The sequence below is a fragment of the Klebsiella michiganensis genome, assembly GCF_002925905.1.
GTDB lineage: Bacteria > Pseudomonadota > Gammaproteobacteria > Enterobacterales > Enterobacteriaceae > Klebsiella > Klebsiella michiganensis.
Genome location: NZ_PRDB01000001.1, coordinates 312,950 through 326,681, shown reverse-complemented (window position 1 = coordinate 326,681; position 13,732 = coordinate 312,950). Strand labels below are relative to the sequence as shown.

Genomic DNA, 13,732 nt, shown 5'->3' with positions numbered 1-13,732 from the left:
AAACTCGTTCGATATGGCTAAAGAGTATGAAACAACACTTCGCTACGCTTAAAGGCGACACCCTCAGAGCAATTGTTTTAGTCTGCCTCGCGGTAGGCATCGTCGGGATGTCCTACGGCTCGCTGGCCGTCGCCTACGGCTTCCCGATTTGGGTCCCCTTTGTGCTTTCGGTTTGCGTCCTGGCGGGGGCCTCAGAGTTTATGTTTATCGGCATTGTCGCCAGCGGCGGCAACCCGCTGGCGGCAGCGGCGGCCGGTTTGCTGGTCAACGCGCGGCATATTCCCTTCGGCGTGACGGTTCGCGACCTGGTCGGCCAGCGCGCCGCCAGCTTCCTCGGCTGCCATATTATGAACGATGAAAGCGTGGTGTTTGGTCTGTCGCAGAAAACCCCCGAGCAGCGGCGGGCCGCCTACTGGCTGTGCGGTCTGGGCGTGGCGCTGATCTGGCCGTTGGGGGCGCTCCTGGGCGCGGGGGTCGGCAAACTGCTCCCGGCCCCGGAAACCATTGGCCTCGATGCGGTATTCCCGGCGATTCTGCTGGCGCTGGTGGTGCCGGCCTTTAAAAACCGCACCACCCTGATCCGCGCCTGCAGCGGAGCGGCCCTGTCGCTGGCCGCCGTTCCTTTCGCACCGGTTGGCCTGCCGGTTTTGCTGTCGCTGTTTGGCCTGCTGACGAGGAAAAAATAATGGGCAATATGACGCTATTTATCGCCGGTATTGCGATTCTTTCACTGGGCACCTACTTAATGCGTTTAGGCGGGGCGAAGCTCGGCAGCCGGCTGGCGTTTTCCGAGCGCGCCCAGGCGCTGCTTTCCGATGCGGCGACGGTGCTGCTCTTTTCCGTGGCGCTGGCGACCACCTTTTACGAAGGCGAACATTTTGCCGGGATGGCGCGGGTGCTGGGCGTGGGCCTGGCGGTGTTCCTCGCCTGGCGTAAGATGCCGCTGATCGTGGTAATTATCGCCGCCGCCGTGGCGACGGCGCTGCTGCGGATGGCGGGCGTCGCCTGATCCGACCTACGAAACGCGAAACATCATGTTGTTATGCAATTTTTATAGGCCGTGCCAGCAAAGCGCCGCCGGGCAGCTGCCCTTAAGGGCTTACGCTATTTGTGCTTCGATCCAACGGGTAGCGGACGCCATATCCAGCGGCTTGTGCTGATCCACGGTGAACACCGGCCCCAGCCGCATCGGTTCCGCCTGCTGCGCCAGCTGCGCCAGTTCCGGAAGATACTCCTCGCCCGGATGCCCCGGCTTACGATCCTGCAACCGGCTGGCATAGCGCGACACCGCAAGCTCAGGCGAGATGTGGTTCCAGACCTCCAGCACTTTTTCAACGCCCGCGTGTTGCAGCAGCTGCTGTAGCGTGTCGCGCGGTTGAAAGCCAAACCAGGCGTCAATAAGCCAGATACAGCCTGCCGGCGACTGGCCGACGATCGACCAGATGACTTCATACGCGGCGCAGCCCAGCTGCCGGTTGAAGGTCCGGTCGATCCCGGTAAAGCACGCCATAAACGGCTCTTTAATACCGTCGATGGTCAGCTGCGGCAGATTAAACGCTGCCGATAGCTGCCGGGTGACGGTGCTTTTACCCGATGCGGGAATACCGTTAATTAAAATCACCGTTTTGCAGCCGGGTGTGAGATGTCTGTTCATAACAACGCGACGACCTCCTCTCTGCTGCTGGCGGCCCGCAGCTTCGCCATGGTCTCGTTATTATCAAGCAGAGCGACAATCGCCCGAATCCCCTCTTCAATATGAGCATTGCTGTCCTGCGCGCCGAACATAATGACGATATCCGCCTTCTCGCTATCGGCAAATTGAATCGGCTTATTCAACACCACAAGGCTGAAGCAGTTGCGTTTGACGCCACATTCCGGCCTGGCGTGAGGGATGGCGACACCTTCATCAAACACGTAATAGGCGCCATGATGCAGGGTATTATCGATCACCGCCTGGCCGTAATCTGCCGAGATATAGCCTTTTGCAACCAGCGGGCTGGCCGCCAGCTGGATCACCTTCTGCCAGTCGGACTCCGTGACGCCGACCTGAATCGCATCGGCCTCAATCAGCAGTTCTTTTATCGTCATTATCACTTCCTATATATTATGGCGAATAATGTTACGTAACTCATCAATGCGCATAAAAAGCGCATCGATTTCCTCGCGATGCGTATGACTTTTGGCATAGACCGACAGCGCCCGGTTATATATCAGCATTAATGCTTTCTGCACTTCGCCATTAGCCGGGTTGCCCCGTAACTCGCCTTCCAGCCTGGCAATTTCCCCCGCCAGCTGGCGAGACTGTTCGTCATAATCCTGCGGGGGTTGATTCTCTTTTTTCCACAGCGTTTTCAAAGATTCAAACATAGCGAGCTCCTCCCCGACGGACAGCAGGGCAACGGAATACGGTTTAAAAATATGCGTTTATTTAAACAGGGCGATTTTTTCCATTAATACATGGGTGACCGCATTATTCGCCGGAATTAAAAATTTGCGCACGCTGTCGTTCACTTTGCCTTTTTCAAACGTGCTTTTACATTGATCGACCCACTGCACATTCATTTCAGTGCCGACGTTCACCTTGTTGATACCTTCAGTGACGGCCAGGCGCATATCTTCATCGCTGACGCCGGTGCCGCCGTGCAGCACTAACGGCACGCCGGTCGCGGCGCTAATCTCTTTCAGCCGCTGGTGCTGAATTTGCGCCTTACCGGTATACAGGCCGTGCACCGTGCCCACGGAGACCGCCAGCATATCCACCTGCGTCTCCTCCACAAAGCGTTTGGCGTCCTCCACCATGGTGAAGCAGATATCCTCCGCGGCCACGGCTTTGCCATCTTCCGATCCGCCAATCGCCCCCAGCTCGCCTTCTACCGTGATATTCCGCGGGCGCGCCATTTCCACCACGATGCGGGTATTGCCAATATTCTCTTCCAGATCCAGATGGGAGCCGTCGTACATCACCGATGAAAATCCGGCATCCATGGCCGTTTCAATGGCGCTGATATCAGAGCAGTGATCCAGGTGCAGGCAGGTCGGCACGTTTTCACTTTCCGCTAATGAACGAACCGCATCCACCAGTAAACGATAGCCGAGATATTCCGCCGTCCCGGTAGAGATTTGAATCATTAATGGGCTATCGCTTTGTTGCGCCGCTTTAAAAAAGGCGGGCAGCATTTCAATACAGTGCAAATTAAATGAGCCAATGGCTTTAAAATCTCTTTCCTGCGCAATTTTCAGAATAGCGTTGAAGTTATACAGACTCATGAACATTTTCCCCTTTCGGCTTCGCTGATTTACCGTTTACGAACCATGCCAGTGCGGCAACAAAAACAATGAACAAGGCGACAAAGAGCCAGTTGTTCTGGAAGGCGTGGCCTAATACCAGACCGGAACTAATAACGTCCGAATCGCTGAAGGTGACGCCGGTAAAACCATAGCTTTCCAGCATCGGTACCAAAATGGCGGGCAGGAAGGTGATAAACAGGCCGTGAATGACGCCGCCAATCATCGCCCCGCGGCGGCCGCCCAGCGCGTTACCGAAGACGCCCGCCGTACCGCCGGCAAAAAAGTTGGTTAACAGACCGGGCAGGATCATCGCCAGGCCAAACATCGGGAACACCAGCATGCCGATGATGGAGCCGACGGTCGTCGCCAGGAAGCCGACGATCACCGCATTGGGCGCATACGGGAACAGCACCGGGCAATCCAGCGCAGGCTTAGCGTCCGGGACAATGCGCATCGCAATCCCGCGAAATGCCGGCACCAGCTCGTTGAGCAACAGGCGCACGCCGCTGTAGAGAACGAATACCCCCGCCACAAACTGAATGGACTGCATAAAGGCGTACATCAGGTAGTTAATGCCGTTGGAGAACTGAGTGATATATTCCGGGCCCGCCGCAATCGCGGGAATGAGGTACATCGGCACCATCACCACCGCCATCGCGAGATAGGTGTCCTGGAGGAACTTAAAGTTATCCGGTAATTCAAGATCTTCCGTTGAGCGGGAACCTTTACCCACCACTTTAGCCACCGCCGCCTGCACCAGATAGCCGATAGTGCAGAAATGCCCCAGCGCCACGTCATCGGAACCGGTGATGCGCCTGACGACCGGCTGCGCCAGGGCGGGCATCAGTACCGCCATCACGCCGCCGAAAATACCGCCGGTTAAAATCAACGGCAGTCCGGTCAGCCCGGCTTTATAGCCAATCACCGCGCCGATGGTCGCCATCCACAGCAGCGCCTGGCCGGTCAAAAAGATATATTTCAGCGGCGTCAGGCGGGCGATAATGATATTGACGGCAAAAATCACCAACAGGGTCAGCGCGACTTCGGAACCTAATTCACGGTTGGCTAATCCGGCGATGGCGGCGACATCGGTAATGTAGCCTTTCATGCCGAATCCCTGCGTGAAGATATCGTTAAGGAACGTTAGCGTGGCGACAATAATGTTGATGCCGGCCATCATAATTAAGAAACCGAGCAGCGTTTTAAACGTCCCCTCCGCCGTTTTGCCCGCTGATTTTTTTTGCAGAATCAGGCCCAGCATCGCAATAAATGCAATTAATATTGAAGCCTGGCCGAGTAAATCTTTAACGATAAACTCTACAAAGCTATTCATAGTCCGCTACCTTCAGGTTACGCTCTTTTAAGAATGCGACGATCTTAGCTTCAATCTCATCTTTATCCGTGAGCTTATGCAGTACCACCACGCGTTTAATTTCCTCGGCACTGGCATCCGCCGTTAATATATCGGCGAAGGTTTTTTGCGTCAGAATCATATCTGATTTAAACGCCCCAGCTTCGGAAATAGTGGTATGTTCAATCTGTGCGGGAATCTCCAGCTTCTTTAAAACTGCCTTCGCCGTCATTTCAATGGCAAAGCTTGAACCGAGGCCGCAGCCACATACGCATAGAATTTTCAGCATGTAGGGTCTCCTCAAATAATATTGAGTTGTTTGGCAAGTTTATAATGATGTCCTTCAGTGTCGACCAGACGTTTTTTCATACTAACTAAATCAATCGGAATAGGTTTGTTGCTTGAATTAATTATGATGGCTTTATTTTTCATCCCTGACTGAATACAGCGAACCACTTCACTGGCCATAATCGTGCCCTGGTAAATTTCTTCGCAGGTCGGATCGCCATTGCGCAAACCGTAGCCTACGATGGTTTTACGAATACGCACGCCAATTTGCGGTTCAAGCTGCTTAATCATGGTATCAATGGCCCCCTGAAAGCCGGGGGAGTACTCCCTGGTGTAGCCTTCAGAGCACAGGATCACCACGCTGTTCTGCTGTGTCAGCTTATGCTTCACCCGCTCGGCCAGCGTTTCTAACGGCATCTGCGATTCCGGAATCAGGGCGATATCAGCATTCGATTTAATCGCGGATTGCAGCGTTAACTCTCCACAATAGCCTCCTAATATTTCGACCATAAAGACGCGGCCCGGTAATGCTCTTCCGGTATTTCTTAAACGGGAAACTTCTTTAATAATCTGCTCGCAGGCGGTGGAAAAACCAATGGTATAATCGCTGCCGTACACATCATTATCGATAGTCATTCCGACGCCAAAGCAGTTAATATCAAATTCGCTCAGCGTATTGAGAAACTGCAGGCTGCCGTCGCCGCCGGCCATAATCAGCACATCAATGCGCAGTGATTTAATTTTTTTAGCTATGGTTTCATATTCACTGCGCAGCAGCCTGCGGCTGGTTCGCCCGGAGGTGATGATCGGAATAGAGGCAATGGAGAAATCAACCAGATCGCGCCAGGCGACTTCGTGATGATTTTTATCCAGCAGACCGGGTATTCCACCATTAAAAAGGGTGATATCGGCACTCGCCAGTCTGGCTATCTGGAATATAAAATTATTAATTCCAGAAACATCGCCGCCGCTAATAACCATGCCAATTTTCATTGCCTGTCTCCGTTGCTTTGCTTGCCCACATTTTTCCCTGAGTTCAAGACCGTTATTTGCAATAGAGATCACAATATGCTGATAAATTCCTCCAAGCCTAATATTGACAGTGGGTTTATTTCCTCATTTTTTGTGATGCACATCTCTTTTATAAAATGAGATCGCCTTAACAATTATCTTTTTATTTTCTTTAAGATCATTAAGTTGCTTGAAGCGATAATTGCGCGGGTGGGCTGCCTGTTTTCTCCCATAAACCCAGCGATGATGAAAAGGCAGAAATGTGATAAATAGCGCATTTTTTTGCGTCAGGAAGGTTCACGGCTTTCTCATCTGTTGTCTGCCTTCTTGCAGGGACCAACGCGTAAAGCTGCATTCAGCCTGTTTTGATTCTGATATCGCCGCCCCTCACGGCAAAGGCACCTGCGTTAAGCCCCCTGGGAATAAATCTCAGACACAAAAAAAGCGCCCCCAGGGCGCTCTTTCGACAGTAGCTTTACGCTTATTTATTCAGTTCCGCAGTCATGTGCACGCGGTTACCGGTAAACGCTTCGGTAATTTTGTAAGATGAAGCGCCAGCGGCCTGGGCCTGAGCGGCGATTTTCGCTTCCGCACCGTCCATCGTTGCGGCGGTCGCGGTCACGGTTTCCGCAGCGAAAGAACCAAAAGAAGCGGCCAGAGCGATAACTGCGACAAAAGTTTTGATGCTTTTTATGATATAAACCCTTTACGTTAGTTGTTTGAATAAGGCGCCGTGCCTTGATGTGATAAATAGTAGCCCTCACATCGCCAAACAAAAAGCGGAAGGATTTGTTGTCATCATTCAAAAAAACTGACTTAAATTTAACCCGCGATTAACCGCTGCGGATGCGTGTAAACGGTAGCCCTGCCCGGCTTGCAGAATCCCACCAGCGTCAGGTTGCAGCGCTCGGCGACGTCAACCGCCAGCGTGGTCGCGGCAGAGACCGCAAAGAGGATTTCCACCCCGCACATGGCCGCCTTCTGCACCATTTCATAGCTGGCGCGGCTGGAGACCAGCGCCGCGCCGTTCTGCCAGGCGCCTTCTGATTCCGCGCGGTGTCCCAGGAGCTTGTCCAGCGCCACGTGGCGACCCACGTCTTCATGGCCGCCCGCGAGCTCGCCGGAAGGACTTACCCAGGCCGCGGCGTGAGTACAGCCGGTAAGGCGGCCTATCGGCTGAAAATCATGCAGGTGAGCCAGCGCGCGATCGAGATTCGCCAGATCGAACGTCTGGGTAAAGGGCAGCGGCTGCACGGGCTTCCCGATATCGTTGAGCTGCTCAACGCCGCATACGCCGCATCCGGTGCGTCCGGCCAGCGCGCGACGGCGCTCTTTCAGCCCCATAAAGCGGCGGCTGGAGAGTTCGATTTGCACTTCCAGGCCGTTACAGGCCTGAACGACGTCCATACCATAAATCTCGCCCCGGTTTTCGATAATCCCTTCGGATAAGGAAAAGCCGACGGCGAACTGCGCCAGGTCTTTCGGCGTCGCCATCATCACCACGTGCGAGATGCCGTTATAAACCAGCGCAACGGGTACCTCTTCAGCTAACTCGTCTGGCTGAGGATGTTGCAAATTTTGGCGCTTCCAGAGCGACACCTGGCGATAACCTGTGATATCTGTCACATTTTCGATTTGTTCAAGAGGCTTCTTGTTCACTTTGTCTTAACCGTATTGGAACAGGCATACACACAATGTGGTATTCTGTTTATATCCCTTCGGGAACGAGGGAAATTACCCCCAATTCTGAACCTTTGCGGCCCTTACCGCAAAGCAAATAACTATACGTGACAATGTCGAAACAAGGAGCGAACCATGCAGGTCAGCAGAAGGCAGTTCTTTAAGATCTGCGCTGGCGGTATGGCAGGAACCACGGCAGCGGCGCTGGGCTTTGCGCCCGGTTTAGCACTCGCGGAAACACGGCAGTACAAGCTGCTGCGCACCCGCGAAACCCGTAACACCTGCACTTACTGTTCCGTTGGCTGCGGGCTGTTAATGTACAGCCTCGGCGACGGCGCAAAAAATGCCAAAGCGTCTATCTTCCATATCGAAGGTGACCCGGACCATCCGGTCAACCGTGGCGCGCTCTGCCCTAAAGGGGCCGGTCTGGTGGACTTTATCCATTCCGAAAGTCGCCTGAAATTTCCGGAATACCGTGCGCCAGGCTCTGATAAATGGCAGAAAATCAGCTGGGATGAAGCGTTCGATCGCATCGCTAAGCTGATGAAAGAGGACCGCGACGCCAACTTTGTCGCGCAGAATAGCGAAGGCACCACCGTCAACCGCTGGCTGACCACCGGTATGCTGTGCGCCTCCGCCTCCAGTAACGAAACCGGTTATTTAACCCAGAAATTTACCCGCGCGCTCGGTATGCTCGCGGTCGACAACCAGGCGCGCGTCTGACACGGACCAACGGTAGCAAGTCTTGCTCCAACATTTGGTCGCGGTGCGATGACCAACCACTGGGTCGACATCAAGAACGCCAATCTCGTCGTGGTGATGGGCGGCAACGCCGCTGAAGCTCACCCGGTTGGATTCCGCTGGGCGATGGAAGCCAAGATTCGCAACGGCGCGAAGCTGATTGTGATCGATCCGCGCTTTACGCGTACCGCGGCGGTAGCTGATTTCTATACCCCAATTCGTTCCGGTACTGACATTACCTTCCTGTCAGGCGTCATCCTGTACCTGTTGAACAACGAAAAAATTAACCGTGAATATACCGAGGCTTACACCAACGCCAGCCTGATCGTGCGTGAGGATTACAGCTTTGAAGACGGTCTGTTCAGCGGCTACGACGCCGAAGCCCGCAAGTACGATAAAACGTCCTGGAACTATGAGCTGGATGAAAACGGCTTTGCCAAACGCGATACCACGCTGCAGCATCCGCGCTGCGTCTGGAACCTGCTGAAGCAGCACGTTTCCCGCTATACGCCAGAAGTTGTCGAAAACATCTGCGGAACGCCAAAAGCTGACTTCCTCAAAGTCTGCGAGTACATCGCGGAAACCAGCGCGCACGATAAAACCGCCTCGTTCCTTTACGCGCTGGGCTGGACGCAGCACTCCATCGGCGCGCAGAACATCCGCACCATGGCGATGATCCAGCTGCTGCTCGGCAATATGGGCATGGCGGGCGGCGGCGTAAACGCCCTGCGCGGCCACTCCAATATTCAGGGTCTTACCGACCTGGGACTGCTGTCGCAGAGCCTGCCTGGCTATATGACGCTGCCGAGCGAGAAACAGACTGACCTGCAAACCTACCTCGCCGCCAACACGCCGAAACCGCTGTTGAAGGACCAGGTGAACTACTGGGGTAATTATCCGAAATTCTTCGTCTCAATGATGAAGGCCTTCTTTGGCGATAAAGCCACGGCGGAAAACAGCTGGGGCTTTGACTGGCTACCGAAGTGGGATAAGGGCTACGACGTCCTGCAATATTTCGAGATGATGAACCAGGGCAAAGTGAACGGCTATATCTGCCAGGGCTTCAACCCGGTAGCGTCGTTCCCGAACAAAAACAAGGTTGTCGCGTCGCTGTCGAAGCTTAAGTTCCTGGTGACCATCGACCCGCTCAACACCGAAACCTCCACCTTCTGGCAAAACCACGGGGAGTCGAACGACGTCGATCCGGCGAAAATCCAGACCGAAGTGTTCCGCCTGCCGTCCACCTGCTTCGCCGAAGAGAACGGTTCTATCGTTAACTCCGGCCGCTGGCTGCAGTGGCACTGGAAAGGCGCGGACGCCCCGGGGATTGCGACCACCGACGGTGAGATCCTCGCCGGTATCTTCTTACGCCTGCGCAAGATGTACGCCGAACAGGGCGGGCCGGCGCCGGAACCGGTGCTGAACATGACGTGGAACTACGCCACGCCGCATGAACCAGCGTCGGAAGAAGTAGCGATGGAGAGCAACGGCAAGGCGCTGGCAGACATTACCGACCCGGCAACCGGGGCGGTGATCGTCAAGAAAGGCCAGCAGCTCAGCTCGTTTGCGCAGCTGCGTGACGACGGCACGACTTCCAGCGGCTGCTGGATCTTCGCCGGTAGCTGGACGCCTGACGGCAACCAGATGGCGCGTCGCGATAACGCCGATCCATCGGGCCTCGGCAATACGCTGGGCTGGGCATGGGCGTGGCCGCTTAACCGCCGCATTCTGTATAACCGCGCCTCCGCGGACCCGCAGGGTAAACCGTGGGATCCGAAGCGCCAGCTCCTGAAATGGGACGGCGCGAAGTGGGGCGGCGTGGATATTCCAGACTACAGCGCCGCGGCGCCGGACAGCGATGTCGGGCCGTTTATCATGCAGCCGGAAGGGATGGGGCGTCTGTTCGCTATCGATAAGATGGCGGAAGGGCCGTTCCCGGAACACTACGAGCCGTTTGAAACGCCGCTGGGCACCAACCCGCTGCACCCGAACGTGGTCTCTAACCCGGCTGCTCGCGTCTTTAAAGGCGACCTTGAGCAGATGGGCAAAGCGGAGAAATTCCCTTACGTCGGTACCACTTACCGCCTGACCGAGCACTTCCACTACTGGACCAAGCACGCGCTGCTTAACGCCATCGCGCAGCCGGAACAGTTCGTGGAGATCGGCGAGAAGCTGGCGAACAAGCTCGGCATCGCCCATGGCGATACCGTGAAGGTCTCCTCTAACCGCGGCTATATCAAAGCCAAGGCGGTGGTGACCAAGCGTATTCGCACGCTGAAAGCGGACGGTAAGGATATCGATACTATCGGTATTCCGATTCACTGGGGCTACGAAGGCGTGGCGAAGAAAGGGTTTATCGCTAATACCCTGACGCCGTTTGTCGGTGATGCGAACACGCAAACGCCGGAGTTCAAGGCTTTCCTCGTGAACGTGGAAAAGGCGTAACGGAGACGAATTATGGCTTATCAATCGCAAGACATTATCCGTCGTTCCGCGACTAACGGCTTCACCCCCGCGCCGCGCGCGCGGGACCATCAGGAAGAGGTGGCGAAGCTTATCGACGTCACCACCTGTATCGGCTGTAAAGCCTGCCAGGTGGCCTGTTCCGAGTGGAACGACATCCGGGATGAAGTCGGTCACAACGTCGGGGTGTACGATAACCCCGCCGACCTGACCGCCAAATCCTGGACCGTGATGCGCTTCTCGGAAGTGGAGCAGAACGACAAACTGGAGTGGCTCATCCGTAAGGATGGCTGTATGCACTGCGCCGACCCGGGCTGCCTGAAGGCCTGCCCGGCGGAAGGGGCAATCATTCAGTACGCCAACGGCATCGTCGACTTCCAGTCCGAGCAGTGCATCGGCTGCGGCTACTGCATCGCCGGCTGCCCGTTCAACGTGCCGCGCCTGAACCCGGAAGATAACCGCGTCTACAAATGTACGCTGTGCGTGGACCGCGTTAACGTTGGCCAGGAGCCGGCGTGCGTGAAAACCTGCCCGACCGGCGCTATCCACTTTGGCTCCAAAGAGGATATGAAAACGCTGGCGGGCGAGCGCGTCGCCGAGCTGAAAACCCGCGGTTACGACAACGCGGGCCTGTACGATCCGGCAGGCGTTGGCGGCACGCACGTGATGTACGTGCTGCACCACGCCGACAAGCCGAATCTGTACCACGGCCTGCCGGAGAACCCGGAAATCAGCGCCACGGTTAAGTTCTGGAAAGGGGTCTGGAAGCCTCTCGCGGCGGTCGGCTTTGCGGCCACCTTCGCCGCCAGTATCTTCCACTACGTCGGCGTCGGTCCGAACCGCGCGGAAGAGGAAGAGGACAATCTGGATGAAGAGAAAGACGAGGTGCGCAAATGAAAAGACGTGACACCATCGTGCGCTACACCGCGCCGGAGCGAATCAACCACTGGGTCACCGCCTTCTGCTTCGTGCTGGCGGCGGTGAGCGGGCTGGGCTTTTTCTTCCCGTCCTTCAACTGGCTGATGCAAATCATGGGCACCCCGCAGCTGGCGCGTATTCTGCACCCGTTCGTGGGCGTGATTATGTTTGCTTCGTTCATCATCATGTTCTTCCGCTACTGGCACCACAACCTGATCAACCGGGACGATATTTTCTGGGCGAAAAATATTCGCAAGATTGTCGTCAACGAGGAAGTGGGCGACACCGGGCGCTATAACTTCGGCCAGAAATGCGTGTTCTGGGCGGCGATTATCTTCCTGGTTCTGCTGCTGGTGAGCGGCGTGATCATCTGGCGTCCGTACTTTGCGCCGGCCTTCTCCATCCCGGTTATCCGCTTCGCGCTGATGCTGCACTCCTTCTCTGCGGTGGCGCTGATTGTGGTGATCATGGTGCATATTTACGCTGCGCTGTGGGTGAAGGGCACCATTACCGCGATGGTGGAAGGCTGGGTTACGAAGACCTGGGCGAAGAAACATCACCCGCGCTGGTATCGTGAAGTCCGCGAAAAGCAGGATAAGCGCCAGTCGTAGGCCCGAGCGCGTTGTTCGTCTCTGAAATGGCGTCGTATATCGACGCCATTTTTTTGCGGATAACGCGCTGTTTTGACAACGTTAGCCAGAGTGCGCCGCAGGCGGGAGCGGCACGTTTCCCGTTTCGCTTAGGCCATGGCGCAGGGCAGCTAATCCTAACGGTGCATAGTCGGGGGTATCGATATCAGGTATCGTAGCGCACACATTGCGATGTCGTGGCTATATCCCGTATGCCGATTGCGGTTATCATTAATAACATCACCAGAGCGGGCGCATGATGCCCGCCAAATCGCAGAGCGGACGCGACCATCGCCGAATCTGCTGAAACCAGGAAGTGACTGAATGAGCATTCGTATCATCCCGCAAGATGAGCTGGAAAAGAGCGAGAAACGCGCGACGGATATGATCCCGCCGTTGTTGTTTCCCCGGCTCAAAAATTTATATAACCGTCGCGCCGAACGCCTGCGCGAACTGGCTGAAAATAACCCGCTGGGTGATTACCTGCGCTTTGCCGCGCTTATCGCCCACGCGCAGGAAGTGGTGCTGTACGACCATCCGCTGCAGATGGATCTCACCGCGCGCATCAAAGAAGCGAACGACCAGGGTAAACCGCCGTTGGATATCCACGTTTTGCCGCGCGATAAGCACTGGCACAAGCTGCTGCATTCGCTGATTGCCGAACTGAAGCCGGAGATGAGCGGCCCGGCGCTGGCGGTCATCGAGAATCTGGAAAAAGCCTCCGAGCAGGAGCTGGAACTGATGGCAAGCGCGCTGTTTGCGTCCGATTTTGCCTCTGTCAGCAGCGATAAAGCGCCGTTTATCTGGGCCGCGCTTTCGCTCTATTGGGCGCAGATGGCCAGCCTGATCCCCGGAAAGGCCCGCGCTGAATATGGTGAACAGCGTCAGTTCTGCCCGGTTTGCGGCTCGATGCCGGTCTCCAGCATGGTGCAAATTGGTACCACACAGGGCCTGCGCTATCTGCACTGCAACCTGTGCGAAACCGAATGGCACGTGGTGCGCGTGAAGTGCAGCAACTGCGAACAGACGCGCGATCTGCACTACTGGTCACTGGATAACGAGCAGTCGGCGATTAAAGCCGAAACCTGCGGCGACTGCGGTACCTACCTGAAGATTCTCTATCAGGAAAAAGACCCAAAAGTGGAGGCCGTAGCCGACGACCTCGCCTCGCTGGTACTGGACGCACGGATGGAACAAGAGGGCTTCGCCCGCAGCTCCATCAACCCGTTCCTGTTCCCTGGCGAAGGGGAATAACGGCAGGCATCATGTCGGGCGGCGCCTGCTGCCCGGCTCACCATTGATAATGGTGTAAACACTCCCGGTATGCCGGCAAAATCTTTGGTTTTGCGAGCCGCTTTCCAGA

Annotated in this window: 15 protein-coding genes; 6 read left to right on the top strand and 9 right to left on the bottom strand. The window is 55.7% G+C overall.

Features of this window, described 5'->3' with window-relative positions; translation table 11 throughout:
- The first annotated feature begins 26 nt into the window (after positions 1 to 26).
- Positions 27 to 686, top strand: coding sequence for an AzlC family ABC transporter permease (locus tag CDA56_RS01620; RefSeq protein ID WP_009653646.1), 660 nt, complete (start codon positions 27 to 29; stop codon positions 684 to 686).
- Entirely contained in the window at positions 686 to 1,009 is a 324-nt protein-coding gene (locus tag CDA56_RS01615) for an AzlD domain-containing protein (protein WP_009653628.1), read from the top strand. The genes CDA56_RS01620 and CDA56_RS01615 overlap by 1 nt, the downstream gene beginning before the upstream one ends.
- Before the next feature lie 90 nt (positions 1,010 to 1,099).
- On the opposite strand, the gene CDA56_RS01610 is transcribed toward CDA56_RS01615, so the two are convergent.
- From CDA56_RS01610 to fdhD, 9 genes are all read right to left on the bottom strand, one after another.
- Positions 1,100 to 1,654, bottom strand: a complete 555-nt coding sequence (locus CDA56_RS01610; protein ID WP_025106530.1) for a P-loop nucleotide/nucleoside kinase family protein — start codon at positions 1,652 to 1,654, stop codon at positions 1,100 to 1,102.
- Entirely contained in the window at positions 1,651 to 2,088 is a 438-nt protein-coding gene (locus tag CDA56_RS01605; RefSeq protein WP_014227381.1) for a PTS sugar transporter subunit IIA, read from the bottom strand. The genes CDA56_RS01610 and CDA56_RS01605 overlap by 4 nt, the downstream gene beginning before the upstream one ends.
- A gap of 9 nt (positions 2,089 to 2,097) precedes the next feature.
- Positions 2,098 to 2,367 carry a hypothetical protein gene (locus CDA56_RS01600; protein ID WP_014227380.1) on the bottom strand — a complete coding sequence of 90 codons (270 nt, stop codon included), beginning with the start codon at positions 2,365 to 2,367 and terminating at the stop codon, positions 2,098 to 2,100.
- Between the two features lie 57 nt (positions 2,368 to 2,424).
- Positions 2,425 to 3,267: a class II fructose-bisphosphate aldolase gene (locus CDA56_RS01595; RefSeq protein ID WP_025106529.1), complete on the bottom strand. Its 843-nt coding sequence runs from the start codon at positions 3,265 to 3,267 to the stop codon at positions 2,425 to 2,427.
- Positions 3,254 to 4,621 (bottom strand): PTS sugar transporter subunit IIC, encoded by a 1,368-nt coding sequence (locus CDA56_RS01590; RefSeq protein WP_102803634.1) that lies wholly within the window; start codon positions 4,619 to 4,621, stop codon positions 3,254 to 3,256. The genes CDA56_RS01595 and CDA56_RS01590 overlap by 14 nt, the downstream gene beginning before the upstream one ends.
- Positions 4,614 to 4,928, bottom strand: a complete 315-nt coding sequence (locus CDA56_RS01585) for a PTS sugar transporter subunit IIB (RefSeq protein ID WP_004855885.1) — start codon at positions 4,926 to 4,928, stop codon at positions 4,614 to 4,616. Before CDA56_RS01585 ends, CDA56_RS01590 begins: the two co-directional genes overlap by 8 nt.
- Positions 4,929 to 4,939: 11 nt before the next feature.
- Positions 4,940 to 5,920 carry a 6-phosphofructokinase gene (locus CDA56_RS01580; RefSeq protein ID WP_004855882.1) on the bottom strand — a complete coding sequence of 327 codons (981 nt, stop codon included), beginning with the start codon at positions 5,918 to 5,920 and terminating at the stop codon, positions 4,940 to 4,942.
- A 499-nt stretch (positions 5,921 to 6,419) separates the two neighbouring features.
- Positions 6,420 to 6,632 (bottom strand): YdgH/BhsA/McbA-like domain containing protein, encoded by a 213-nt coding sequence (locus CDA56_RS01575; protein ID WP_004127125.1) that lies wholly within the window; start codon positions 6,630 to 6,632, stop codon positions 6,420 to 6,422.
- A gap of 128 nt (positions 6,633 to 6,760) precedes the next feature.
- Positions 6,761 to 7,597: a formate dehydrogenase accessory sulfurtransferase FdhD gene (gene fdhD, locus CDA56_RS01570; RefSeq protein ID WP_025106528.1), complete on the bottom strand. Its 837-nt coding sequence runs from the start codon at positions 7,595 to 7,597 to the stop codon at positions 6,761 to 6,763.
- A 156-nt stretch (positions 7,598 to 7,753) separates the two neighbouring features.
- On the opposite strand from fdhD, the gene fdnG reads away from it, so the two are divergent.
- The 4 genes from fdnG to fdhE all read left to right on the top strand — a co-directional run bounded on the left by fdnG (position 7,754) and on the right by fdhE (position 13,623).
- The gene (gene fdnG / locus CDA56_RS01565) at positions 7,754 to 10,804 is read left to right on the top strand and encodes a formate dehydrogenase-N subunit alpha (RefSeq protein ID WP_014837000.1); all 3,051 of its coding nucleotides are present in this window, start codon (positions 7,754 to 7,756) and stop codon (positions 10,802 to 10,804) included.
- 12 nt (positions 10,805 to 10,816) lie between these two features.
- Positions 10,817 to 11,719 carry a formate dehydrogenase subunit beta gene (gene fdxH, locus CDA56_RS01560; protein WP_102803633.1) on the top strand — a complete coding sequence of 301 codons (903 nt, stop codon included), beginning with the start codon at positions 10,817 to 10,819 and terminating at the stop codon, positions 11,717 to 11,719.
- Positions 11,716 to 12,351 (top strand): formate dehydrogenase cytochrome b556 subunit, encoded by a 636-nt coding sequence (gene fdoI / locus CDA56_RS01555; RefSeq protein ID WP_004107380.1) that lies wholly within the window; start codon positions 11,716 to 11,718, stop codon positions 12,349 to 12,351. The genes fdxH and fdoI overlap by 4 nt, the downstream gene beginning before the upstream one ends.
- Positions 12,352 to 12,693: 342 nt before the next feature.
- Positions 12,694 to 13,623 carry a formate dehydrogenase accessory protein FdhE gene (gene fdhE, locus CDA56_RS01550; protein ID WP_004132861.1) on the top strand — a complete coding sequence of 310 codons (930 nt, stop codon included), beginning with the start codon at positions 12,694 to 12,696 and terminating at the stop codon, positions 13,621 to 13,623.
- Positions 13,624 to 13,732 lie beyond the last annotated feature (109 nt).